The sequence below is a fragment of the Caldithrix sp. genome (assembly GCF_056497305.1).
In genome coordinates, this window is sequence record NZ_JBSMDE010000127.1 from 13,811 (window position 1) to 39,516 (window position 25,706).

The following is a 25,706-nucleotide window of genomic DNA, read 5'->3' on the forward strand; positions in this document are numbered from 1 at the left end:
CAAAGCTGCACAATTTGCTCTCCCTTCCCTTTATTAAAAGAAGGGAAGGGGGCGGGAGGGGTAGGACCTTCAGCACAAAAATTTTTGTAATACCGTAGCGCGACTCTCCAGAGTCGCTTTGGCTCAATAGAGCCAATAAAAATAATGACAGGCCGGTGCCCATGAACCATTTACCTCTTACACTCTTATACTCTTAACTCTTCCCCTCCAACAGTAGAAGTCATTTCCGGAATTAGCCCTCCCCCCCTCGATCCCCCTGTCCCAGAATAAAAATCTGGGAGAGGGGGAAGGCTTACCACCTGTGTTGGAGATTTTCTTTCATGGCTCCATTCAGGATCAATGTCAATTCGGAATGTCAGACTAATGCCTATTCGACCATTCAACAAATCAACAATTCAACAGTTTTTCTTCTTCACACTGCATAAAAATTTTCGCATCCCGCTGTGGCGGGACCAGATCTTTTGAGGGAAGTATTCTAAAAAATTACGGTTTCCCTTTTCATAAGCGCTTTTTTCATTGGCACAATCTTTGTAACTTAATCAGAGGGCAAAATCGGAGAGAAATGGATGAGAAAAATCTTTAACAATATTCGCCTCTGGGGAGGTCTGCTGTTTATAGCCCTGGCTTTAATCATTTTTTTGCCGGCTTTACTGGAGTACCATTCCACTAAAAAGGATCTGGTCAAACTGTGGCAGGATCAAAGCCGTTTGCTGGCCGAAACCATTGTGCGCAGCAGCCGCACCATGATGCGCTTTGACGATCAGATACTCAGACAACACAAAGAGAGACTCTTACAGGCCGGGCTGACACTCCGACACCTGGACAGCTTGAACTACCCCGATATGCGCCCCGTGTTCATGTTTGCCCACATGAACCTTAAAGCCCGAATCCTTTTTTTTTCGGCTTCGCTTCAGCCTCTGGCTTTGCCCCGAATGCCCAAAATGCATCGGCCGGATTTTGAACGCACCCCCGATTTTGTGCTTAAAGCCTTGCACGCTTTCCCCGAAGATTCGCTGGTCAGCCTGATCTGGCCCAATCGATTTAAGAAACCCGCGCCTCCGTTGCTCATCGCACGCCGTGTGGCAAACAGAGGTTACATCGTGGCTCTGTTACGCCTGGCGCCGGGCAATCGTCTGGCCCGCTTTCAGGTGTTTAAAAACTGGCTTTCCGAATTGGTCAATGCGCCTGACATACTCTACGTACAGCTGCTGAAAAACAATCGCCCCATAGTGCAGGCCGGAGTATTGAATCTGGCTCCGGATCAGCCGCCTGAACAATTTACCCATCTCAATCCAGCCTGGAATATTTTAAAAATCAGAGACAAAACCATTTTTGATTACTGGCAACCCGCCCCGGGCAGAATGACCATCCGCATCGGGCTAATTACAGAAGCGCTGACCCATTTGCAAAATAATCTGATCCAAAGGCTGGCCCTCAACTCCCTGTTGTTGCTCATTTTTGGTTTTCTGGCCCTGCGCTTTATTTTAAGTCGCCAGAACATTGCCTTTTTGCAAAAACGATTGAACCAGATGCAGCTTTACACCGTCTCCATTTTGCGTAACATGAGCGACGGAATTCTGGCCTTTAATGACCGTCATCAAATTGAATTTTCGAACCACGCTTTTAAAGAACTGACCACGGCCGATGATGTCAGCAATCTGGAAGGAGCTCTGTCCTTTTTACCGGAAGAACTGAAAAATAGAATTAAACATTTTGAAGAATTTGAAAATGTTTCGCTGGAACTAAACCAATGTTTTCTACTGATCAGCGGCAAGAATGTGTGGCTCGACCATTCTGACGAGTCTGTACAGCGCATTTACCTGCTCATTGTACGCGATTTTACTTCGCAGAAAGAATTAAACGAAATACGCACTCGACGCAGCAAACTATTGGCCATGGGCGAATTAGCTTCCCGCGTGGCCCACGAAATCCGCAATCCGCTCAATGGCATTGCCATGTTGGCTCAGCGTTTGCAGAAAGAATTTAAACCCCAGAACGATCAGCAGGAATTCCGGCAAATGACTTCAGCCATTCGCCAGGAAACCGAGCGCTTGAACCAGATCGTACACTCCTTTCTGTTCTACGCCCGCGTTCCACAGATGGATTTTAAGAAAACACAACTTTCTAAATATCTGGCAGAGCTGAAGACCATTTTGCAGGCCTGCGGAAACGCGCCACTAAATATTGAAATAGAAAAAGACGCCGCCGTGCTGCTGGATCACGATCAGTTTAAGCAGGTTTTGCTCAATCTGGTTAAAAACGCCATGGAGAGCTCTTCTGAGCCAAAACCCGTTACAATCCGAGTAAACGTTAAAGATGAACGAGCCCGGATTTTTATTGAAGATCAAGGACGGGGTATTCCAGAAGAACTTAAAGACAAAATTTTTGATCTCTATTTCACGACCAAAGATCAGGGCGCGGGTATCGGGCTTAGTATTGTGGAAAAAATCGTCGAAGCGCACGGCGGACAAATCCACTTTGAAAGTCCCTACCAGAAACAGAAGCAACGCATTAAAGGTACGCGATTTATTATCGAATTGCCTGTAAAAAAGGAGGACGGTAAACCGTGAAAAAATCCTTTGCCATTCTCGTTGTAGATGATGAAAGAATTCAACGCGAGTCTCTGGCCGGTTTTTTAAACAAACGTGGCTATCAGGTTTTTAAAGCAGAAAATTACGACAAGGCTTTGCAGATCGTTCAGCACAATGCCATTGATCTGGTTTTAACTGATGTTAAAATGGCCGGCCGATCGGGTTACGAACTGCTCAAAGCCATAAAAGGGCTTAATCCTGAAATTACTGTGATCATCATGACCGCTTATGGCAAAGTAGAAGAAGCGGTAGCAGCCATGAAAGACGGAGCCTACGACTACCTAACCAAACCACTGGACCTGGATGAAGTCGAGCTGCTCATCAATCGCGCTCTGCAATTCAAACAGCTGACCCAGGAAAACGCCGAATTACGTCAGAAACTTTCAGAAAAACATCGCTTCACCAATATCATCAGCGCCAGCCCTTTAATGGAAGAGGTGTTGAATATGGCCGCCCGTTCGGCCAACAGCCGGGCCTCTGTGCTGATCGAGGGCGAAAGCGGAACCGGCAAAGAGCTGATTGCGCGGGCCATTCACTTTGCCAGCCCCAGAAAGAACAAACCGCTCATTGTGGTCAATTGCGCGGCCATCAGCGAAAATCTGATCGAAAGCGAATTGTTCGGGCATGAGAAAGGAGCCTTTACCGGCGCCGTACAATCGCGCAAAGGACGCCTGGAAGAAGCCGACGGGGGTACGTTGTTTCTGGATGAAGTGGGCGACATTCCCCTTTCGGTTCAGGTCAAACTGCTGCGGTTTTTGCAATTTGGCGAATTTCAGCGCGTGGGTAGCAACCAGACCCTGACGGTCGATGTACGCCTGATTGCCGCCACCAATCGCGATCTGTTAAGTATGATTAAAGAGAATGCCTTTCGTGAAGATTTTTATTACCGCCTGAATGTCATCAATATTAAAGTGCCCCCCCTGCGCAGCCGCAAGGAAGATATCCCGTTGCTAATCGATCATTTTATCAAAAAGTTTTCCAGAGAAAACGAAAAAGAGATTAAGGGAATTTCCAGGGAAGCCATGGATATTTTAATGAAATATGATTATCCGGGCAATGTACGGGAGCTGGAGAATGTGATTGAGCACGCTGTGGTGCTCTCCCGGTCAGAAATCATCGAAGCCGATGACTTGCCTGTACAGATGCGGGCCCTGGCTCAAACGGAAGCAGCGCCGCCCATCGATTATTACAAAGGTAATTTCCGCCAGAAAATCGAAGCCTTTGAAAAAGATTTGATTCTGGACGCCCTGCAGCGCGCCCATTACAATCAAAGTCAGGCTGCCCGCACACTGGGCCTCAGTGAGCGCAATTTACGCTACAAAATGGCCAAATACGGCATCACCAGGCCCTAAGGCTACAGGGGCATTACCCCCAGAGCTGTCATTCCATTCTCGAAAAGCGGGAACAAGAATCTTTTACGCTAAATAAAGATTGCTCCGCTCTGCCCTATGCACTCTGAGTAGCGGTCAAAATGACATTTAGTAGTCATCAATCGCTGGCATGAAGCCTGCGCATACCGACTGACTGAATTCCCCATCGTCCCGATTTTCGGGACGGGCCATTCAACCATTTAACTATTTCCCTTCTTCACACAGCACAAAAATTTTTGCATCCCGTAGCGCGACTCTCCAGAGTCGCGTTTGCTCGATAGAGCCAAAAAAAAAAAAATGACTAACAACGGAATAGAATTTCCATAAGGCAAAACATCTAAAGCAGCACAGCCGCAAACAAAAAACTTCTTTAAAAAATGAAAGGCCCGTGCCCTTGAACCATTTACCTCTTATACTCTTATACTCTTAACTCTTCCCCTGCGACAGCAGACGTCATTTCACGAATTAGCCCTCACCCCCTCGATCCCCCTCTCCCAGAATAAAAATCGGGGAGAGGGGGAGGGCAAGGTGGGGGAATTTTCTCACCTATATTGGAAATACCATTCACGAACAATGGGAATTCGCTATGTCAGCCCAATGCTCATTCAACCATTCAACCAATCAACAATTCAACGGTTTTGCTTCTTCACACTGCATAAAAATTTTCGCATCCCGCTGTGGCGGGATTATAAGTTTTAAAGGAAGTATTCTAAGAACACCGTTTCATTCACTGTACCTTAGCGCTCCTTGAGCACACGGAACAGCTGCTCAGGTGTGGTGACCGGCAAAGAGCAGCTCTGTCCCCGGCAAACGTAAACGGTGGACTGGCCGCCCACCAGTCTCCGGCCGCGCAACAGAGCTCTGCCAATCGGCTCTTTTTTAGAAGCAGGATCGTTTACCAGAAGCACTTTATTCGGTAAGTAGAGTGAAAAAATGTGCTGACGTAAGGTTTCAAATTTAGTTTCATCGCCTTTTAACAAAACAATTTCGGTCGGTTGCCGCAGGTAAAAATCAAGCGCGTTTAAATAACTGGCGTAGGCATAGGGCTGCTGGATGGCCTGGTTTCCGTACTTCTTTAACAGACTTTTCGCCCTTTGTAAAAATTCTTCCTGTTCAAAAAAGGCGTAGAGTCGTAATTGATTGGCTATCATGATGGCCACCGCAGAAGGCAGCGAGGCATCGCTTTCTTCTTTGTACCGTTCATGGTTCAATTGTTCTGTGGACTGTCCGGGCGCTGCACTCTGATTAAAAAAATACCCTCCGTCCTGCTCATCGGCAAAGCGCCGGTTGGCTTCCTCGGTCAATTCTCTGGCCCAACGCAGATATTGTTCTTCGAAAAGCGCTTCATAGGCATCAATCAGTCCCTGCGCCAGGTAGGCATAATCATCCAGAAATCCATTAATTTTACTCTGGTCTTTGCTGTACACATGTTTTAACTGGCCGTCTTCGTATTGCCGCTCTTTTAAAAAATCGATATTGCGGCGAATGGCCCGGGCATAGTCTGGCCTGGCAGTAACCTGGTACAAGTGGCTTAAAGCGGAGAGCATCAGCCCATTCCACGAAGTTTGCACTTTAAAATCGAGGCCGGGATGGGTGCGTTTGTCGCGCCTTTCAAACAATTTTTTTCGCGCCTGTTCTATGATGGTCTCAACTTCGCGCTCGGGTTTATTGAATTCCTGGGCCAATTGTTTAAAGCTTTTATGGACAAAGAGAATATTTTTGCCTTCAAAATTACCCTGATCGGTTACGCCAAAACGGGCACAGAACAGTTCGCCCCTTTCCTGGCCCAGCACTTTTAAAATTTCTGCTTTAGACCAGATGTAAAATTTGCCTTCTTCGCCTTCGCTGTCAGCATCCAGACTGCTGTAGAATCCGCCCCGGGTATCCGTTAGTTCGCGCAAGACAAATTGCGCACTCTGCTGGGCAATGTTCAGATAAAAGGGCTGATTGGTGACCTGGTAGGCATCGACATAGAGCGTAATCAACTGAGCGTTGTCGTACAGCATTTTTTCAAAATGGGGCACCAGCCACTTTTCATCCACAGAATAGCGGGCAAATCCGCCGCCTAATTGATCATAAATGCCTCCTTCGGCCATCCGTTGCAGGGTATGCTCCACCATGTTCAAATAGTGGTCATCAGCGCTTCGGGCGTATTGGCGCAAAAAAAGCGAAAAGACCTGTACAGCAGGAAACTTGGGCGCCTGGCCCATGCCACCATGCACAGGATCATAATACTGAGTCAGTTTTTGGACGGCCTTTTGCCATTCGCTCTCGTCTGGAATGCTTTGGCCGTCAATCTTGCGCTGGGCTCTGTTCAGGGCCTGGCGAATCTGATCCAGGTTTTCATTTAACTGCGTTTTATTGTGGTGATAGAAATCGGCTACGGTTTTCAACAAATTTTTGAATCCCGGTTTTCCGTAGCGGTCCTCTGGAGGGAAATAGGTGCCACCGTAAAAGGGTTCGCCATCGGGAGTTAAAAACACGGTTAAAGGCCAGCCGCCCGAACCCGTTAGAATTTGCACAAACTTCATGTAGCGGTGATCTACATCGGGTCGCTCTTCACGATCCACTTTGATGTTGACGAAAAGTTCGTTCATTATTTGCGCCGTTTGCTCATCTTCAAAGGACTCCTCTTCCATGACATGGCACCAGTGACAGGCCGAATAGCCAATGCTCAGCAGAATGGGTTTGTCTTCTTTTTTGGCCTTTTCGAAGGCTTCTGCGCCCCAGGGATACCAGTCCACCGGATTGTGCGCATGTTGCAATAAATAGGGACTGGTTTCATGTATTAAATGGTTGGTGTATCTGGACATGGAATGTTCTCCATTGCATTTTAAGATAAAAAATCCGAAAAAAATAATCCAAAGGTACTTCATCGTTTTTCCTGATCTGTGAATAAGTTAAGACTAAAAATACAGACCAAAAATTCCTGAGGCAGCAAAGCCGCAACTTTCGGCCGGATAAACCTTTCCGGCTGCCGTGGGCCCAATGAATGGTAAAGTTAAACTCAACAAACCGAATGCTCATTAGTAGTGAATTGGCCAATAAGAAAAAATCTCAATACAGGTGAGAAAATTTCACACACAGCTCTTCCCCCTCTCCCAGATTTTTATTCTGGGAGAGGGGGATCGAAGGGGGGAGGGCAACTAATTTTAAACTTGCTTTTTTGCGCTTTTTGTGACTTCTGTGGTTGTTTAAATCTTTTGCTTGGGGCTCTGCGGGGCCGGTTTCATTTTAAAATTACGTTTTGAAAGATCTGAGCTCATTGCTTTTAATGCGGTAATTTTCTATGTTTGAGCAGGCATTCAAAAACCAAGAAACGAGACATGACAGGAAAAAATATTTTGCTCATTGCCGGAGAAGTATCGGCCGATCATCACGGGGCGCGCCTGATTGCCGCTCTGAAACAATTCCAGCCTGATTTTACCTTGTGGGGCATCGGAGGTGACGCTTTGCGGGAGCAGGGTATGGAGCTGCTCTTTCACCTGCAGCAAATGTCCTTTTTAGGCGTGGGCGAGGTGGTGCGCCATCTGCCCTTCATTCGCACGGTCATGAAGACCATTACCAAAAGGGCCCAAAACCAGCGGCCCGATGTGGCCATTTTGATTGACTACCCGGGCTTTAATCTGCGTCTGGCCAGGGCTTTAAAAAAAATGGGCATTCCGGTTATTTATTACATCAGCCCCCAATTGTGGGCCTGGGGCAAGGGGCGCATTAAAACCATTCGACAATGTGTGGATTTAATGATGGTCCTCTTTCCCTTTGAAAAGACCTTTTACGAACAGCATGGCGTCAATGTGAAGTATGTAGGGCATCCGCTGGTCGATCGTCATCACCGATTTTTGCCCCAGGCCTTCAAAAAGGTGGGGCAAGGGCCTGTTACCCTGGGATTGCTGCCGGGCAGTCGGCAAAATGAAATTAAAACCCTTTTGCCTAAAATGGTGCAAACGGCAGGATTGTTGCTGGAAGCGGGCGTCATTCAACAGGCGCTGATTGCCAAAGTGCCTCATATTGAAAAGCCCTTTTACGAACGGTTTTCGAACCCTAGCACACCGGCCATCCAGCTCGTTACACAACCCATGGAGCAATTTCTGCCTTCTCTGGACGCCGCCCTGGTTGCTTCCGGAACGGCTACCCTGGAAACGGCCTATTACGCCGTACCCATGGTGATTGTGTACCATGTCAACGCCTTAACCTACTGGCTGGGCCGTCTGTTGGTCAAACTTTCGCACATTGGTCTGGCCAATATTGTGGCCGAAGAGGAAATAGCGCCGGAACTGATTCAGCACCAATTTACCCCGCAAAAAGCCGCTGATCTTTTAAGCAAGATGTTAAATCCCCAGATCAATGAACAATTGCGTCAGCGGATGCTGATCATCCGAAAAAAATTGGGAGAACCAGGCGCCTCGCTGCGGGCAGCTGAACTTGTACACCAATTTTTAACCGACCGGTCGGTCTGAACATTTTTCTGAATGACACAGCCGAAATGAAACGGAGCAGTGCCCTCAGACTGCATCGCATTTCCCATCGCCAGCTTTTTCATTTTCGCTGGGAAAAAGGCGCTGATTGGAAAGATTGGAAATTTTTCACTAAATTGTTTAAAATCGTTACTCATTAAAATACAAAAGTTTCAGAAATGCGCTATTCGATTCCAAATCAATTAACGATCATTCGGATTTTGCTGACGCCGGTTTTTGTTTTTTATTTTATTAAAGGTGGAGAAGGCCACATTCGGCTGGCCAGCCTGATTTATTTGCTGGCCTCTCTCACAGACTGGTACGACGGTTACATTGCGCGCAAGATGCACATGGTTACGCGCCTGGGGCAGTTCATGGACCCGCTGGCCGATAAAATTCTGGTCTCTTCCGCTCTGGTGGTTTTTGCCTACGAACATTATTTAAATTGGTGGCTGGTCATTCTGATTATTGTTCGGGATTTCCTGGTGACCGGTTTGCGTCTTTTTGCCCTGTACATTGGCAAGCCCATTATTACCTCGGTACTGGCTAAATGGAAAACATTTCTGCAAATGGCCTTTATCTTTGCCCTTTTAATTTACCTGAATATTCCAGGCCTTCCTGAAATTCGTCTGGATCGCGTACAAAAGCCCTACCTGGTCTGGACGTCGTTGGTGATGTACGCGATTGTGGTTTTAACGATCATTAGTGGTGTGCAGTATTTAATCGTCAACCGTTCTCATGCTCTGGAATTGGTAAAGCGCGCGTTCAGCTTTATCATTAAATCGTTTCAAAGTAAGGGAGATTAGTTTTGCTTAAAGGATTCATTTATCTGATCGGAACCGGACTGGGTAGTGGTTATGCTCCGATTGCGCCTGGCACGGCAGGCAGTTTGTTGGCCCTGGTTCTGTTTTTGCTCTGGCCTCACAGTTCGTTTTTCTGGCTGATTCTGGCCATTATTTTTTTTGTGCTTGGCGTGCCGGTTGCTACGGCGATTGAAAAAGAGAAGGGGGAAGACCCCTCGCTGGTGGTGGTCGATGAAGTTGTGGGACAGTGGTTAGCCCTCATTTTTTTACCTCTTGTTAACTGGCAAACGGCCGGCGCCGCTTTTTTGCTTTTCCGCTTTTTCGATGTCTGGAAACCTTTTCCCATTGATCATAGCCAGAAACTAAAAGGCGGCTGGGGCATTATGGTTGACGATGTGTTGGCCGGTATTTACGCCAATATCGTTCTGCAGATCGTTTTACGCAGCGGGATATTTTATTAATGGAAGCAATCACAGCTGAACTCATCTCGATCGGTAATGAGTTACTGGCAGGCATTACCATCAACACCAATGCTGCCTTTCTGGCCCAAAAGCTACAGGCCATCGGGGTTGAAGTAAAAAGGATTACGGTGATTCCCGATGAACTCGATGAAATAGTGGAGGCTCTGCGTCGGGCGCAAAAAAGAGCGGCCGTGGTGATCAGTACGGGAGGCCTGGGGCCCACTCCCGATGATATTACCAAAAAGGCCCTGTGTACCTTTTTTGATGTTGATCTGCAATTCAGCCCCGAAGCTTACGAAGATGTACAGAGGTTTTTAAACCATCGTCAGATCGCTTTGAATGAGGCCAATCGTCAGCAGGCGGTAATTCCGCGCTGCGATCGTATTTTAAGAAATCAGCGTGGCACGGCGCCCGGTTTGTATTTTCAAAGAAAAGCAACACATTTCTTCTTTTTACCAGGCGTGCCCAGTGAAGTCTATCATTTAACGGAAAAGGATATTCTTCCCCTTCTGCGCGAACTGTTCCAGCTGCAATCGATCACGACCCATCTTTTGCGCACCACCGGCATTCCGGAATCCAAATTGATCGACAGGATCGGTAATATTGTCCAGCAGTATCCTCAGTTTCGGCTGGCCTTTCTGCCCCGCTTCAGAGGGGTCGATTTGCGTTTTACACTGCCAGCCAACCAGACTCAACACTCGGAAACCTTTTACCGTTTTATTGCAGAAGTCAGACAAAGATTGCAAAAATACATCTTTAGTGAAGAAGAAAAAGAGCTGGAAGAGGTCATTGGTCAAATTTTAAAGGAAAAAGCCTTTACCCTCTCTGTGGCCGAAAGTTTTACCGGCGGTTTGATTGGCGATTTGCTCACCAATGTTTCCGGCAGTTCGGCCTATTTTTTGGGCGATGTGGTCGCTTACAGCAACCAGAGCAAAAAACAGTTGTTAAAGGTCAATGAAAAGACCCTGAGCCTTTACGGCGCTGTGAGTGAAGCAACGGTCCTGGAGATGGTTAAGGGAGTGCAGCAGTTGTTTAACAGTGATTGCGCCATTGCCACCACCGGCATTGCTGGACCAACCGGTGCAACGCCAGGTAAACCGGTGGGCTTGTGTTTTATTGCGGCCCGCGTTCAGGAAAAGCAGATCAGTAAAAAGTTTCAGTTTGGTAACGACCGGTTGATGAATAAACGACGCGGAGCAATCGCCGCTCTGGAACTCTTACGTCGATTGCTTTTGGGCATTCAATAGCCAGTTACAGGCAAAAAGAACGAGGCCAACAATGGAAAACAAAATCCGTAGCTTTGTAGCCATCGAATTACCGGAGGCGTTAAAAAAACGCATTGATGCCTACCAACGGCAGTTAAAACCTTTGTGCAAACACACGCGCTGGGTGAACAGCAATGCGCTGCACATCACCCTCAAATTTTTAGGCGAACAGATGCCGGAGTTGATTGAGCGTGTGCAACAAAATCTGCATCATGTGCAGGGCGTGGTGCCTGCGTTTCATTTAACCATTAAGGATTTTGGCGCTTTTCCGGGTAAACGCAATCCGCGCGTTTTGTGGCTGGGCGTAATCAGCGAACCGCGGGAGCCCCTTTACCAGTTGTTCCAGTTTATCGAAAATGATTTGCACGGTTTGGGTTTTGCCAAAGAAAAGAGGCGCTTTTCTCCGCACCTCACCCTGGCCCGCGTTAAACAACCGGCTTCTTTTGAGGCCCTGTGGCATTTTGTACAGAAACAGCCCTTTGAGCCTTACACCTTTCCTGTGCATGAAATTGTTTTGATGCGCAGCATCTTAAAGCCTCAGGGCGCCGAGTACCGACCCATTGAAACCTACGCTTTGAGATAGAATCGGGCCGGCGTCGGTCAGACGGAGCAGGAAAAAAATCGTCGCCCCTGCTTAAAACACTTTGTATTTTGCTTTTCTGTGGCTATATTTATTGTTGTTATGAAACTACAATTTGAAGGAGATGAAAACACGTATGAGTAACAATCAGGAAAAAGCCAAAGCCATAGAGATCGCTGTTTCACAGATTGAGCGCAATTTTGGTAAGGGCGCCATCATGCGTTTGGGTGACCGGGCCAAAGTGGATGTGGATGTCATCCCAACCGGTTCGGTTTCGCTGGATGCGGCCCTGGGCATTGGAGGCGTTCCGCGCGGTCGCATCACCGAAATTTACGGGCCGGAATCTTCCGGTAAAACAACCCTGGCCCTGCACATTATTGCCGAAGCACAAAAACGCGGGGGGCTGGCCGCTTTTGTCGATGCCGAACACGCACTGGACCCCTCCTACGCAAAAAAATTAGGCGTAGATACCATTAACCTGCTGGTCAGTCAGCCCGATCATGGGGAGCAGGCGCTGGAAATCGTTGAAACCCTGGTGCGTTCCGGTGCGCTGGATGTGATCGTGGTCGATTCTGTGGCTGCTCTGGTTCCCAAAGCCGAAATCGAAGGCGAGATGGGCGATTCGCACATGGGGTTGCAGGCGCGGTTAATGTCTCAGGCTTTGCGCAAACTTACGGGTACCGTGAGTAAATCCAATACCTGTGTTATTTTTATCAATCAGATTCGTGAAAAATTAGGCGTCATGTTTGGCAACCCGGAAACAACGACCGGGGGGCGGGCGCTTAAATTTTACACTTCCATCCGTCTGGACATCCGGCGTATTGCTACCATCAAAGTGGGTAATGAAATGGTGGGCAACCGTACACGCGTTAAAGTGGTGAAAAATAAAATGGCCCCGCCATTTCGCGAAGCCGAGTTCGACATCATGTACGATCAGGGCATTTCCAGAGAAGGCGATGTCCTGGACAAAGCCGTCGATTTCCGCATTGTGCAAAAATCGGGTACCTGGTTTTCTTACAATGATTTGCGCCTGGGCCAGGGACGCGAAAATGTTAAGGCTTTCTTAAGAGAAAATCCGGAAGTGTTTCAGGAAATTGAAAAACAGGTGCGCATCAAACTGGGCCTGGTAAAGGACGAAACGGAAACGGTTGCAAACGAAGAAAAATAATCCTTTGTCCCATCCCTGAACGCGCTGTTGGTAAACTTTCATCATGCAAATCACAAAGATCGAACGCCTTTCGAAGCGTAAAGCGCTGTACCATCTTTACGCTGACGATGTTCTGTTGATGACCATTAGCGAAGAAACGCTGCTCCATTTTCAATTGCGAAAAGGCCAGGAACTGAGCGATGCTTTACAGGATGATATCTTTGCTTACGATCAGTGGCAGCGTTGCTTACAACAATCCTATCGCTACTTGAGTCGCCGTAACCACTTCCGCAAAGAGCTGGAACGCAAATTACGCCAGAAGAACTTTCCCCTAACAGCCATTGAAAGAACAGTGGAATATCTTGAACAAAAAGGCTATCTGAACGATTTAGAACTAACGGGCCAATTTATCCGGGAGGCCGTGCATTTAAAACAGTACGGCCCCAATCTGATTAAAGGCAAATTGTTGGAACGCGGAGTGCCTGGCCAGGCCATTGATCAGGCGCTTGAGCAACATTACCCTCAGGAAGTGCAGAGCGCTACCTGTAAGCAATTGGCCTTTAAAAAGCTCAAATCGCTGCAGAATCTTGAAAGTACAAAAGCGCGCCAAAAACTGTCGACATTTTTACAACAGCGGGGGTTTAGCTGGGAAATCATCCAGCCTGTGCTTGAAAATCTGTTTAACGAATGAAAGACCTTCCAACGATCCTGGTGTTTTATTTTTTGAAAAGCCATAAGATAAAGGAAATGATGGCGCTCAGAAGCAGCATAGTTGTAATTGGAAAGTAAAGCTTAAAGTTCGGTTTGTCGATGTAAATATCACCAGGTAAGCGCCCCACCGGTAATTTGCTTAAATAGGGCCAGAGAAAACTGAGAATAATCAAGAGAATTCCGGCATAGAGCAAAATTTTTTGCCAGACACTCATTGGGAACTCCTACAGATTCAACTCTTTTTTTAAGCGTGTAATCAAATCCGGGAAAAAGAGCGGCTTGGCAATAAAGCGATCGCGATGTTTGGTTAAATGTTCGTCAAAGCCCACGGCATGAGCCGAAACGAACAACACCGGGATGTTTTTGTAAGCCTCCTGTGTCTGCAACCAGTCGTAGAATTGCAGGCCGTTTTCACCAGGCAGCCCAACATCGGTAATGATTAAATCTATGGCGTGATTGGCAAGCGCCCTGCGTGCTTTTTGCGTGTCCGGGCACCCGTGCACAGTAAATCCTTCCTTTTCCAGAAATAACTTCGCTAAAATCAGAGTTTGAGTATCATCGTCCACAAATAATATGGAGGCCACACGCTTTCCTTTTTTTGTTTGTCCATCTGAATAATTAATATAGGCACATTCCGCTATATGTTTCAATCAATTTTTATTGGTAATAAACGCATTTTGCTTATATATTTGGCAACTAACCAATAATTACGGAGAAAAAGGATGACAGCCAATGAAATAAGGCAACAGTTTATTGATTTTTTTGTTTCCAAAGGACATACATTTGTGCCCAGCGCACCGGTCATTCCGCAGGACGACCCCACCCTGCTGTTCACCAATGCCGGTATGAATCAGTTTAAAGATATCTTTTTGGGCAAGGGGAAGCGTCCCTACACACGCGCTGTGAATTCACAGAAATGCATTCGCGTAAGCGGTAAACACAACGATCTGGAAGAAGTGGGGCGCGACACTTACCACCACACTTTTTTCGAAATGCTGGGCAACTGGTCTTTTGGCGATTATTACAAAAAGGAAGCCATCGAGTGGGCCTGGGAACTTTTAACCGAGGTCTGGAAGCTGCCGAAGGAAAAACTTTATGCCACGGTGCATCACACCGATGATGAAGCAGAGGCTTTGTGGAAAGAGGTAACCGATATTGCGCCTGGACATGTGTTGCGTTTCGGAGATAAAGACAATTTCTGGGAAATGGGACCGGTCGGCCCCTGTGGCCCCTGTTCGGAAATTCATATCGATCTGGGAGAAGCCTTTTGTGATATGAAAGGCCAGGAACACACCTGCGGAGTAAACGGCGATTGCGGAAGGTACATCGAGCTGTGGAATCTGGTGTTCATTCAGTTCAACCGCGATGAACAGGGAACGCTCCATCCCCTACCGGCCAAACATGTGGACACAGGCGCCGGGTTTGAACGCCTGGTGGCTATTTTACAGGGTAAAAATTCCAATTACGATACCGACGTGTTTATGCCCATTTTGCAGGCTATTGGTCAGCTGGTGGGCCAGGATTACCATCAATCCAGGGAGCAGATGGCCTTTCGCGTGATTGCCGACCACATTCGCATGCTGACCTTTTCCATTGCCGATGGCGGTCTTCCTTCCAATGAAGGGCGTGGGTATGTCATGCGGCGCATTTTACGCCGGGCAGCCCGTTACGGGCGCAATTTGAACATGCACGAACCGTTCATGTACAAGCTGGTGCCTACTGTGGTGCAGATGATGGGCGATGTGTATCCGGAAATTCGTGAACGGCAGGAACACATCATGGCGGTCATTCGCGCCGAAGAAGAGCGTTTTAACATGACCCTAGATCGCGGGCTGGAAATCTTTGAAAAAATAAAAGAAGATTTAAAACGGCGCGGCCAGGCAGAGATTCCTGGACATGAAGTGTTCCGCCTCTACGATACCTTTGGCTTTCCGGTCGATTTAACCCGTATTCTGGCCGAAGAGAACGGATTGACCCTGGATATGGCCGGTTTTGAGGAACAAATGGAGGCCCAGCGCCAGTTAGCCAGAAAAGCTTCTAAATTCGCCATGGCTCAGGACGAACAGGAGTGGGTGGTTTTGAATGAAGGCGCAGACTCGCACTTTGTAGGTTACGATGAACTGGCCATCGAAACACACATCATGCGCTACCGGCCTACGAACGATGCCCTGCAGGTGGTTTTGAAAGAGACGCCGTTTTACGCTGAATCCGGCGGCCAGGTGGGAGACAAAGGGACCATCAAGGGGGAAAATTTTACCTTGCAGGTATTTGATACCAAAAAGGATGGGGAACGCATCGTTCATTTCTGTCGGCCGGTATCGGATTTTAATCCACAGTCAGACAAGGTGTTAGCTGAAGTAACCTCTTCGGAGCGTCGCAACACGCAAAAAAATCATACGGCTACGCATCTGCTGCACGCAGCCTTACGCCAGGTGCTGGGTAGTCATGTGACCCAGGCCGGCTCTCTGGTAGAAGCCGATCGCCTGCGCTTCGACTTTAACCACTACGATCGGCTGACCCCTGAACAGGTCAGCCAGATCGAGCAAATCGTCAATCGTAAAATTCAACAGAACATCCCTCTGCAAATCTCGTACGAAAAATTTAGCGAAGCTAAAAAGAAGGGAGCCATGGCGCTGTTTGGCGAAAAATACGGCGACATTGTGCGCACCATTAAGATCGATGATTTTAGCTTTGAGCTGTGTGGCGGCACCCACGTCAAAGCAACGGGAGAGATCGGGCTGTTTATCATTGTGTACGAAGCGGGGATTGCCGCCGGAGTCCGACGCATCGAGGCGCTAACCGGTGAAAAGGCTGTGGAATATGTTCAAAAATCAAAACACATCCTGCAACAACTGAGTGAAAAGCTCAATGCTACGGATGAAGAATTAACGACTAGAGTCGAACAATTGCTCACTGAAAAACGACAACTGGAAAAAGAACTGCAGAAAGCGCGAGCTGCCAATCTGCAGGCTGGCGTGGATCAACTGCTGGCCACAGCACAGGAGGTGAACGGCGTCCAGGTACTGGTTCATGAATTCCCTGATGTAAATATGGACCAGTTAAAATCTTTAGGCGATAAACTGCGTGAAAAGTCGAAAAAACTGGCTGCTTTGCTCCTAACGGAAAAGGATGAAAAGTTGAATATGGTTTGTGTGGTCAGCGATGATTTAATCCAGACCAGGAAGCTGAATGCTGGAAATATTGTGCGCGAAGTGGCCAAACAGGTTGGCGGAGGCGGTGGCGGACGCACTCATCTGGCTACGGCAGGGGGCAAGCAACTGGCTAATAAGGATAAAGCCATTGCCCTGTTCAAAAAGTTGGTGTCTGAACAGTAATCGCTGGCTGTTCCCATTGCCAGGGGCAAATCCTTTCTGCAGAAACAGGGCGTTGAACCTTCATGTTTTGATGTCTGAGAAAAAAACAGCTGGTTTCTGTACAAAAGCAAGCTCCGATGGGTCTCGTTGCTCAACGAAAAAAGTTTGCGGCGACTTTGCTCCGCAAACTTTTTTTATAAACAGGCAATCTCTTAAAGATCATGCAGAATTGGACGATTTCAGTAGAAAGCAAAAATTGAACCTGTTGCCTGGTCAATAGTAAAAAATTCATTCAAAAATGCGATGCCCAATGTCCTGTTCCCCTGAATTTTCAGTACCCTTTCAGGTGTTTCAATGATGAATTCAGGGCAACGGGCTAAATCCGCGAAATCTTAAAAAAGGAGCTTTCATGTCCAACAGCAGACGCATTCTCGTTACAGGCGGGGCTGGTTACATCGGCAGCCATCTGGTGCACGATTTGGTAGAAGCCGGTCATCAGGTTGTTGTTCTTGACAACCTGTCGCTGGGCCGCAAAGAAAATGTTCCGGCTCAGGCGCGCTTCATCCAGGGAGATGTTGGCAATGAAGAGGATTTAAAGCAGGCGTTGGTCGGGGACGTGGAAGTGGTCTTTCATTTTGCCGCCTGGAAAGCCGCCGGCGAATCGATGCTGAAACCTTCCAAATATGCGCAAAACAATATTTGCGGTTCGCTTAGCCTGATGGATGCCTGCGTCAGGTATGGTGTAAAATATTTTGTATTTTCTTCTTCGGCTGCCGTTTATGGCGATCCTCAATATCTGCCGGTTGATGAAGCCCATCCTACAAAACCCGTTAATTACTATGGTTACACCAAGCTGGCCATAGAAGAAAATTTGCAGTGGTACAGTAAATTGAAGGGCATGAAGTACGCGGCTCTGCGTTACTTTAATGCTACCGGTTATGATATTAAAGGCCGCGTAAGAGGAAGGGAAAAGAATCCGGCCAATCTTTCGCCAGTGGTCATGGAAACACTGGCTGGCGAGCGCGAAAAAATGCAGGTCTTTGGCAATGATTATCCCACAGCCGATGGAACAGGAATTCGCGATTACATCCATGTAAACGATCTGGCTTCGGCGCACATTCTGGCCATGGAGTATTTGTTTCGAAATAATCAGAATCTGGTTGTTAATCTGGGAACCGGTAAAGGGCACAGCGTGCTGCAGGTGATTCAGGCCGCCGAGAAGGTAACGGGCAGAAAAGTGAATTATGAAATCGTCGGTCGGCGCCTGGGCGATCCGCCTGAATTGGTGGCCAGTTGTGATCTGGCCTATGAGCTGTTGGGCTGGAAGGCTCAATATTCTGATCTGGAAACCATTTTTAATTCCATGGTTCCCGTGTATCTGGAAAAGGCAAATCAGTAAAGGCCATTTTCTCGACTGTGCATTTCCGTCTTTTGCAGTTGTAGAGGACGAGCATGAAACAAAATGGGTAATACAAGAGAAACATTTTCATGACCCCAAAAATTGAATTCAAAATAAACAAATATCAATTCGGCGACCGTTCATTTCTTTTAAAGAGAGTGAAAAATTTAGATACGCTGGTGGATCAGGTGACCGATGAACTTTTTGCTGAGGACGAACGTTTGCCTTACTGGGCTGAATTGTGGCCATCGGCCATTGGATTAAGTCGGTTTTTAATGCGTAATCCACAGTTAATCAAAGGGCAGCGTGTTCTGGAGTTGGGCGTGGGGCTGGGCTTAACCTCTCTGGTCTTACAGTCGCTGGAGCCGGCCCATCTGTTATTGACCGATTACGAGCCCCAGGCCCTGGAGTTAGCCGTACAGAATTTTCAACTGAACCGTCTGGCTCGTCCTCAGGTTCAGCTTCTGGACTGGCGTCAGCCCAATCTGGAGCAAATTTTTGATCGCATTGTGGCCTCTGACATTCTGTACGAAGAGCGCTTTTTTAAGCCCTTGCTGTTTTTGTTTAAGAAATATCTGTCCTTTGGTGGCAGGGTCATTATTGCCGAACCGAATCGGGCGGTCGCTAAAAAATTTTTTAAAATGCTAATGAATTTTGGCTATTCGTACGATTTTACCATTATTCCGGTTGTACAGGACGGTAAAACCATTCAGGTTTACAATTATGTGATTGGCAGAAACTGAATGGCAGGCTGGCAGGATTTCTGGAAATCAAGGTAGAAAATGAGCAAAAGAAATGTTCAAAAGAGACGGAACAAACAATTTGTGCTGCTTGAGCAGGAACCGTTACACCCGGTTTCCATTGGTCATCTTTGGAGGAATGAATCGTAAACCATGAGACGTAATTCAATGAGCGAGGAAAAACTAAGGCCGAACTTGTTGGTCATCGATGATGACGAAGCTCACCGCGAAGGGATGGCTTTGCTTTTAGAAGATGAAGATTACAGCGTGGATCAGGCCGACAGCGCAGAGAGCGCCATGGAGTTGATTCGCCGGAAGAGCTACGATTTAATCATTACCGATTACAAGATGAAAAAAATAGACGGCATGGAGTTGCTTAAGCTGATCAACGATTTCGATCCGATGCTGAAAGTGATTATGGTAACCGGATATGGTTCGATTGAACATGCCGTGGAAGCCTTGCGCCTGGGGGCATTTGATTACATGCCCAAACCGATCGATCCGGTAAAACTAAAAGAGGTTGTCCGGCGGGCGCTCAAGGTTCAGGGCTGGAAACAACCGCAGCCCGAAGCCATTCCAACGCATTTTGGCGAGATCGTGGGCCAATCCAGAGCCATTAAACAGGTTGTGCAGAGGATCAGGAAAATTGCCAATATCAACGTTCCAGTGCTTATTTCCGGACAGAGCGGCACGGGTAAGGAATTGGTGGCTCGGGCCATTCATCAGGCCTCACAGCGTCGTGAAGGGCCCTTCATTGCCGTCAACACCGGCGCCATTTCCAAAGATTTGATCATTTCCGAATTGTTCGGACACGAAAAGGGAGCCTTCACCGGGGCCACCGAAGCCCGTAAAGGAAAGTTTGAAGAGGCCCATGGAGGTACGCTGTTCTTGGACGAAATCAGCACTATGAATGAAGCCACGCAGATTGCTCTGTTGCGTGTTCTGGAAACACACCAGATTGAGCGCGTGGGCAGCACCCGCTCCATCGATGTGGATGTGCGGATTGTGGCGGCTTCCAATAAAGATCTGAAAGAACTAATTGAACAGGGCAAATTTCGCGAAGACCTGTATTACCGTTTAAATGTGTACCGCATTGATCTGCCGCCCCTGAGCCAGAGAGCTTCGGATATTCCCCTGCTGGTGGATTATTTTATTCAACAGTTTAATGCCAAGTACGCCATGCAGATCGAAGGCATCAGTAAGGAAGCGCTGGCTATTCTGCAAAATTACGCCTGGCCCGGCAATGTGCGCGAATTGCGCAATGTGGTTTTAAATGCCATGATTCAGGCCAGAGACCAAATTCAGGTCAGGGATCTACCGCCTTTTGTATTGACCCCCGGTCCGGAAGAGATCCATTTACGCGCGGGCATGTCCTTACCGGAAATCGAGCGGCTGTCCATTGTAAAGACATTAAAAATGGTCGGCGGAAACAAACTGAAAGCCGCTGAACTTTTAGGCATCAGCCGCAAGTCGCTGTACAACAAAATTGAAGATTACCACATTAAAGACGAAGAATACCAATCCAGTTAAAAGGCGCAAATGACCAATCAACAAATTAAGGCACTCTGTTCTTCTCCAAGGGAACTCATCTCGCATATTCAAAAACGCTTAACGGTCCACAAACCGCGAAAATTTCTGTTTACCCAAAAAGTGCAGGGCTATCCGGCCGCCGTTCTCTTTCCATTATTTTTTAAAGATCAAGAACCCTATTTGCTCTTTACAAGGAGAACCGACAAAGTGGAACACCACAAAAATCAAATCTCTTTACCCGGCGGTCGTAAAGATGAAGCAGACGTGGACCTTTTACAGACTGCTCTGCGTGAGACCGAGGAAGAGATTGGCGTAGAGGCGGGAAAAGTGCAGATTCTGGGGCAAACCGATCTCTTTTTAACCAATACGCTCTATCTGGTCACGCCATTTGTGGGGACCATTCCCTTTCCCTGTGAATTTAAAATTAATGAAGCGGAAATAGACTACTTGATCGAAGTGCCCCTTTTGCATCTGTTGGATGAGGCAAATTTTGAAATGCGCAAGGTGCAAAGAGATGGGGTAACCTGGATATTGCACTACTACACTTTTAAGGAAGAGGTGATCTGGGGAGTCACCGGCTTTTTGCTTAGCAACTTTTTTAGTATTGTGTTTGATCTGGAACGGAATATCTGTTGTATGCGGTAATTTGTAGGTGGGCGAGGGGGAAATTCAGCTTGACAGCGTAGAAGATTACTCATTCCGCTAAAGCGGAATCAGAATCACATTAAGCACCATTTAACGATTCAACCATTCAACTAATTAACTATTACACACATACACTTTTCCTCGCCAGGGGAGGTCTCGAGCTGAAGCTCGAGTTACGTTGCTCTTTCGAATGGTCTGCCAATGTAAGGGATTTTCAGAATGACATGCCGGCACGGTTCCTCACCGCCTGGGCATAAGTTGCCCCTTCGCAAATTAATTCGTAATTCGTAATTTTTAATTTAAAAATGCTTCTCTGTGCCCTCTATGGTTGTTTAAAGCCCTGCGGTAGTGTTTTTGCTTGCGACTCTGCTGCCTTAGAAACCGCAACTGACATTTCCCTTTCACCAATGTCGCCATTGAATTTTTTTACTGACCATTTGTGGCAAAGAACAGCCCGCGGCGCTTGCATTTATTTTAATAAAAGTCTAAGTTTGTACTTATTTTGGAGACAAAAACAGGAGAAAATAGAATGAGTAAATATGATCTGGCCATCATTGGCTCCGGCCCTGGTGGCTATGTGGCTGCCATCCGCGCCGCGCAGTTAAATCTGAAAACTGTTTTAATTGAAAAGGACAAATTGGGAGGCGTGTGCCTCAATTGGGGTTGCATCCCCACCAAAGCGCTATTAAAGAGCGCTGAGCTCTTTGAACAGATGCAACAGGCTAAAAATTTCGGCATCCGTGTTGATGGGCTGCAAACCGATTTTCCGGCCATCATTAAACGTAGTCGCCAGGTGGCGGATATGAATTCCAAAGGCGTTGAATTTCTAATGAAAAAAAACAAGATCGACGTGGTTTATGGTACGGCCAGTTTTAAAAGTCCTAATCGGCTGCAGATCACCGATGCCCGGGGCAAAAATACTGAGATTGAAGCTAAACACATCATCGTGGCTACGGGCGGTCGACCGCGAACCATACCTGGCGTAGAAATCGATGGCCAGAAAATCATCAACAGCAAGCAGGCCATGACTCTGAAAGAACAACCGCAATCGTTGATCATTATTGGGGCTGGGGCAATTGGCGTGGAGTTTGCCTATTTTTACCACACCATCGGAACCCGCGTTACCATGGTAGAAATGCTCGACCATCTACTGCCCCTGGAAGATGAAGAAATTTCGACCATTCTGGAGCGCAGCTTCAAAAAGAGCAAAATAGCGTTTCACACCTCTACCATGGTAACAAAAATAGAGCCAACAGATAAAGGGGTACGCGTCCATATTAAAAAAGGCGATGAAGAACAGGCTCTGGAAGCGGAGAAAGCGTTAATGGCTATTGGCATTCAGGGTAATGTCGAAGGGCTCAATCTGGAGACTGTGGGCGTTGAGCTGGAAAAGGGCTTCATAAAGGTGGATCAGTGGTACCAGACCAATGTGCCGGGCATTTACGCCATAGGCGATATTATCGGCGCGCCCCTGCTGGCCCATGTGGCTTCGCATGAGGGCATCGTTTGTGTAGAAAAATTGGCCGGTCTTAATCCTCATGCCATCGATTATCAGAGTGTCCCGGCCTGCACCTATTGCAAGCCTCAGGTTGCCAGCATTGGATTGACTGAAAAACAGGCGGTGGAGCAGGGCTTCGAAATAAAAGTCGGTAAATTTCCTTACACGGCATCAGGAAAGGCGCGGGCCATTGGCGAACGAGACGGCCTGGTGAAATTGATTTTTGATACGCGCTACGGAGAGTTGTTAGGCGCCCATATCATCGGCGCAGAGGCCACGGAATTGATTGCCGAATTGGGCATTGCCAAAACCCTGGAAACCACAGCCAATGAATTGTTTAATACCATTCATGCCCATCCTACCCTTTCAGAGATGATTATGGAGGCGGCGGCGGATGCTCAGGAACGGGCCATTCATATTTAAGGCTTTTTTATCTAAGGCAGCGTAGCCGCAACCAAAAACATTTCTGCGGGGATTAAAGCAACCACAGAGAGCGCCGAGAAGTCAAAGAGGGCTCAAAAAAGCAATTTTAATTAAAAATTACGAATTACGAATTATTTTGCGAAGGGGCAAGTTGTGCCCTGAAAGGCGAAGGGCCGTACCGAGTGTCATTCCTCCCCGCTTCAGCAGGGGAGGAATCCCTTTCACTGGCAAACAATTCCTAAGCAGACGTAACTCGAGCTTCAGCTCGAGACGTTGTAAGGGCGAAGCATTTTTGGCAAAGTCTTTTTCAAGGGCGATTTTAACTTATACACAAAGAGGTTGCGCTGATTGGAACAACCTTCAGGAAAATGCTTCGCCCTTACGCCTGAAAAAGATTTCTCCGCTCTGCCCGTCGCTTTCGCTCCGTGAAATGACAGTTAGTGCGCTTAAAAAGCAAGCGTTAAGCCTGAGCCTACCGCCAGCATAGATTTCCCTCTCGCCTTATTTTTGAGATGGGGGTTAGGGGATGAGGGGAATTAATTTTTAATTTAAACCTTCTTTGCGCACTTTGTGACTTCTCTGGGCCCTCTGTGGTTGATTAAATCCCTCCGTAAATGTTTTTGGTTGCGGCTGCGCTGCCTTAGGATCTTCATCAAAAAAATTGAAGTTTAAGCTTAACTGTTCCAATGTTTACCCTGCCAGGTGTTGCGCTTTTCCATTTCGGCCTCCAGCATTTGTGTAAGCTGGGTGTTACGCACACCCCAATGGGGAGCGATTAGAGTGTGGGGCGGAGCCTCTCCAAACAGGCGTTGAATAATGATGCGCGGATTCAGTCTTTCCAGAAAGCGGATGATTAAGTCGATGTACGCTTCCGCTCCCATCAACGGAAACGGATTTTTGCGGTACATCTTTTCCAGGGCAGTGTCCCTTACCACATGCAACTGATGAATCTTTAAAAAGTCAAACGGTTTGTCTGAAAGCCAGTTAGCCGTTTGGAGCCAGAGTGTCTCATCCTCCCAGGGAAACCCAAAAATCATGTGTGTGCATATTTTGATCCCCCGGTCTTTAGTCAATTCTAAAGCGTCCAGATAACACTGAACGTCGTGACCGCGGTTGATCTTTTTTAAGGTTTCATCAGAAATGGATTCCAGCCCATATTCAATGGTGATGTCATATTCTCTGGCCAGGCTCTCCAGGTAAGCGATTTTAGCTTCATCCACGCAATCCGGACGCGTGCCAATGGTTAAACCAATGACTTCCGGATGGCTTAAGGCCTCTTCGTAATAACGACGCAGCGTTTCGAGCGGAGCGTAGGTGTTGCTGTAAGGCTGGAAGTAAACGATAAATTTCTGCACATTTTTGTAGCGCCGCTTCAAGAAGGCGATGCCTTCTTCAATTTGTTGCCGAATGGATTTGGAAGCCGAATTGTAACCGGGATTGAAACTTTCGTTGTTGCAATAAATGCATCCGCCTCTGGCTACCGTGCCATCGCGATTGGGACAGGTAAAGCCTGCATCAACCGTTACTTTTTGTACGCGCTGACCGTACAATCTACGCTGAAAATCGACAAATCGATTGTAGCGATAGGTTGTGCCCCAGGGAAAGACGTTTTTGGTATTGTTGTTTATCTTGATGTTCATGAAACTCGCAAATGCTATGGGTTAATTTAGTAATCAGCCGGTTCTTTGGCGTATTTTTTGAAAATATCCAGAAACACGATATTACTCCGGCAAAAATCACACTCGTAATGTTTGCTGTTCGGTAAATAACGCATCCATTGATGGCGTTTAATACGTGTCAGAGAATTCCGCTTACATTTTGGACAACGCCGCTTAAAGGTAAGATAGTAGCGCATTACCCCATCCTTTTAGATTAAACCGTTCAGTCTTTATTTAATTACCGCTGGCAAATCGTTCATTAAACCATAAAGCCAGGCCGATTAAGCTGCCTCCGATTGCTAAACGCACCCAGTTGGCTGCTTCTCCAAATATCAAAACAGCAATTAGGATGGCCAGGGGTATTTTTAAATTGTTAAAAACAGCCAGAGTTCCGGCGTTAACTTTTAATGTTCCGACGTTCCAAAGAAAAAACCCCAATCCGGAGGCTATTATTCCCAGATATATTAACGTCAGAATTTGAAATTTTGTTAGCAAAAGATGGGCCCAGTCTGTACTCCAGGCGCTGGACAGACCAGTGATCAACACGGCGCCCAGATAGAGGGCAGCAAAGATGCCAGCTTCCTGAGAAAGATGCTGGCTTTTTGAACGCATTTTTTTGTAAAGAATTTGCCCCAGGGCAAAACAAAGATTGGAGAGCTGCACCAGCACAAAACCTGCAAAAAAGTGATTCTGACCCAGGTCCCGCCAGAAAATGACCCCGGTTCCTATTACAGAGAGTAAGGCCGCCAGAAAATGGACCATCTGAAATCGCTTTTGAAAAAGATCGGCTAACAAAGTGACGTAAATGGGTGTAAAAATAGTAAACAAAGCCACCTGATAGGCCATCAACCACTGATAGGAGTAGATGTAAAAAATGTACATCAATCCGAATTGGACAGCGCCAATCAGGATTAATGGCATGTGCTGTTTCATGCGTCGCCAGTGGTAGAAGGGCAAAAAGACGAAGAAAGAGAGCAGTAAACGGACGAAAGCCACAAAAATCGGGTCGAGCGAGGTTAACTGCCCTTTAATTAAACCGAACGAAAAAGCCCAGAGTAATGAAACCAAAAACAAATAGATCATAGCTCACCCACGATTAAAAGGGCAGAATTTA

The 25,706-nt window shown here is 47.2% G+C and carries 21 protein-coding genes; 15 read left to right on the forward strand and 6 right to left on the reverse strand.

The window, feature by feature from the left end; genetic code table 11:
• Positions 1-566 precede the first annotated feature (566 nt).
• Both ACWB0I_RS10480 and ACWB0I_RS10485 read left to right on the forward strand, forming a co-directional pair.
• On the forward strand, positions 567-2,570 hold the full coding sequence (locus ACWB0I_RS10480; RefSeq protein ID WP_479388009.1) for a sensor histidine kinase: 2,004 nt from the start codon (positions 567-569) through the stop codon (positions 2,568-2,570).
• Positions 2,567-3,943 (forward strand): sigma-54-dependent transcriptional regulator, encoded by a 1,377-nt coding sequence (locus ACWB0I_RS10485; RefSeq protein ID WP_479388010.1) that lies wholly within the window; start codon positions 2,567-2,569, stop codon positions 3,941-3,943. The genes ACWB0I_RS10480 and ACWB0I_RS10485 overlap by 4 nt, the downstream gene beginning before the upstream one ends.
• A gap of 755 nt (positions 3,944-4,698) precedes the next feature.
• Here ACWB0I_RS10485 and ACWB0I_RS10490 read toward each other — a convergent pair.
• A complete protein-coding gene (locus tag ACWB0I_RS10490) occupies positions 4,699-6,774 on the reverse strand; it encodes a thioredoxin domain-containing protein (protein WP_479388011.1) in 2,076 nt (691 codons plus the stop codon).
• A gap of 513 nt (positions 6,775-7,287) precedes the next feature.
• On the opposite strand from ACWB0I_RS10490, the gene lpxB reads away from it, so the two are divergent.
• The 7 genes from lpxB to ACWB0I_RS10525 all read left to right on the forward strand — a co-directional run bounded on the left by lpxB (position 7,288) and on the right by ACWB0I_RS10525 (position 13,365).
• On the forward strand, positions 7,288-8,421 hold the full coding sequence (lpxB, locus tag ACWB0I_RS10495) for a lipid-A-disaccharide synthase (RefSeq protein ID WP_479388012.1): 1,134 nt from the start codon (positions 7,288-7,290) through the stop codon (positions 8,419-8,421).
• A gap of 176 nt (positions 8,422-8,597) precedes the next feature.
• The gene (gene pgsA / locus ACWB0I_RS10500) at positions 8,598-9,224 is read left to right on the forward strand and encodes a CDP-diacylglycerol--glycerol-3-phosphate 3-phosphatidyltransferase (RefSeq protein WP_479388013.1); all 627 of its coding nucleotides are present in this window, start codon (positions 8,598-8,600) and stop codon (positions 9,222-9,224) included.
• A gap of 2 nt (positions 9,225-9,226) precedes the next feature.
• On the forward strand, positions 9,227-9,682 hold the full coding sequence (locus tag ACWB0I_RS10505; protein ID WP_479388014.1) for a phosphatidylglycerophosphatase A family protein: 456 nt from the start codon (positions 9,227-9,229) through the stop codon (positions 9,680-9,682).
• Positions 9,682-10,929, forward strand: coding sequence for a competence/damage-inducible protein A (locus ACWB0I_RS10510; protein WP_479388015.1), 1,248 nt, complete (start codon positions 9,682-9,684; stop codon positions 10,927-10,929). The genes ACWB0I_RS10505 and ACWB0I_RS10510 overlap by 1 nt, the downstream gene beginning before the upstream one ends.
• 31 nt (positions 10,930-10,960) lie before the next feature.
• Positions 10,961-11,530, forward strand: coding sequence for an RNA 2',3'-cyclic phosphodiesterase (gene thpR / locus ACWB0I_RS10515; RefSeq protein WP_479388016.1), 570 nt, complete (start codon positions 10,961-10,963; stop codon positions 11,528-11,530).
• Positions 11,531-11,663: 133 nt separating this feature from the next.
• Positions 11,664-12,695 (forward strand): recombinase RecA, encoded by a 1,032-nt coding sequence (gene recA / locus ACWB0I_RS10520; protein WP_479388017.1) that lies wholly within the window; start codon positions 11,664-11,666, stop codon positions 12,693-12,695.
• A 43-nt stretch (positions 12,696-12,738) separates the two neighbouring features.
• Positions 12,739-13,365, forward strand: coding sequence for a regulatory protein RecX (locus ACWB0I_RS10525; RefSeq protein ID WP_479388018.1), 627 nt, complete (start codon positions 12,739-12,741; stop codon positions 13,363-13,365).
• 25 nt (positions 13,366-13,390) lie between these two features.
• Here the strand turns inward: ACWB0I_RS10525 and ACWB0I_RS10530 are convergent, their stop codons facing one another.
• Positions 13,391-13,600 (reverse strand): DUF2905 domain-containing protein, encoded by a 210-nt coding sequence (locus ACWB0I_RS10530; RefSeq protein WP_479388019.1) that lies wholly within the window; start codon positions 13,598-13,600, stop codon positions 13,391-13,393.
• A 9-nt stretch (positions 13,601-13,609) separates the two neighbouring features.
• Complete coding sequence (locus ACWB0I_RS10535) at positions 13,610-13,969, reverse strand: response regulator (protein ID WP_479388020.1); 360 nt, start codon at positions 13,967-13,969, stop codon at positions 13,610-13,612.
• A gap of 138 nt (positions 13,970-14,107) precedes the next feature.
• Between ACWB0I_RS10535 and alaS the strand changes: the two genes are divergently transcribed.
• The 6 genes from alaS (at position 14,108) to lpdA (ending at position 22,934) form a co-directional block, all read left to right on the forward strand.
• On the forward strand, positions 14,108-16,720 hold the full coding sequence (gene alaS, locus ACWB0I_RS10540; RefSeq protein ID WP_479388021.1) for an alanine--tRNA ligase: 2,613 nt from the start codon (positions 14,108-14,110) through the stop codon (positions 16,718-16,720).
• Positions 16,721-17,108: 388 nt separating this feature from the next.
• Positions 17,109-18,098 (forward strand): UDP-glucose 4-epimerase GalE, encoded by a 990-nt coding sequence (gene galE, locus ACWB0I_RS10545; RefSeq protein WP_479388022.1) that lies wholly within the window; start codon positions 17,109-17,111, stop codon positions 18,096-18,098.
• Between the two features lie 89 nt (positions 18,099-18,187).
• The gene (locus ACWB0I_RS10550) at positions 18,188-18,841 is read left to right on the forward strand and encodes a class I SAM-dependent methyltransferase (RefSeq protein WP_479388023.1); all 654 of its coding nucleotides are present in this window, start codon (positions 18,188-18,190) and stop codon (positions 18,839-18,841) included.
• Positions 18,842-18,991: 150 nt separating this feature from the next.
• Positions 18,992-20,368 carry a sigma-54-dependent transcriptional regulator gene (locus tag ACWB0I_RS10555; protein ID WP_479388024.1) on the forward strand — a complete coding sequence of 459 codons (1,377 nt, stop codon included), beginning with the start codon at positions 18,992-18,994 and terminating at the stop codon, positions 20,366-20,368.
• 9 nt (positions 20,369-20,377) lie between these two features.
• A complete protein-coding gene (locus ACWB0I_RS10560; RefSeq protein ID WP_479388025.1) occupies positions 20,378-21,013 on the forward strand; it encodes an NUDIX hydrolase in 636 nt (211 codons plus the stop codon).
• A gap of 529 nt (positions 21,014-21,542) precedes the next feature.
• Positions 21,543-22,934, forward strand: coding sequence for a dihydrolipoyl dehydrogenase (lpdA, locus tag ACWB0I_RS10565; protein WP_479388026.1), 1,392 nt, complete (start codon positions 21,543-21,545; stop codon positions 22,932-22,934).
• Between the two features lie 674 nt (positions 22,935-23,608).
• Here lpdA and mnmL read toward each other — a convergent pair.
• From mnmL to ACWB0I_RS10580, 3 genes are read right to left on the reverse strand one after another with little or no spacing between them, the layout of a single operon-like run.
• Entirely contained in the window at positions 23,609-24,574 is a 966-nt protein-coding gene (gene mnmL, locus ACWB0I_RS10570) for a tRNA modification radical SAM protein MnmL/YtqA (protein WP_479388027.1), read from the reverse strand.
• Between the two features lie 26 nt (positions 24,575-24,600).
• Positions 24,601-24,789, reverse strand: a complete 189-nt coding sequence (locus ACWB0I_RS10575; RefSeq protein ID WP_479388028.1) for a hypothetical protein — start codon at positions 24,787-24,789, stop codon at positions 24,601-24,603.
• 37 nt (positions 24,790-24,826) lie between these two features.
• Positions 24,827-25,675 carry an EamA family transporter gene (locus ACWB0I_RS10580; RefSeq protein ID WP_479388029.1) on the reverse strand — a complete coding sequence of 283 codons (849 nt, stop codon included), beginning with the start codon at positions 25,673-25,675 and terminating at the stop codon, positions 24,827-24,829.
• Positions 25,676-25,706: the final 31 nt, after the last annotated feature.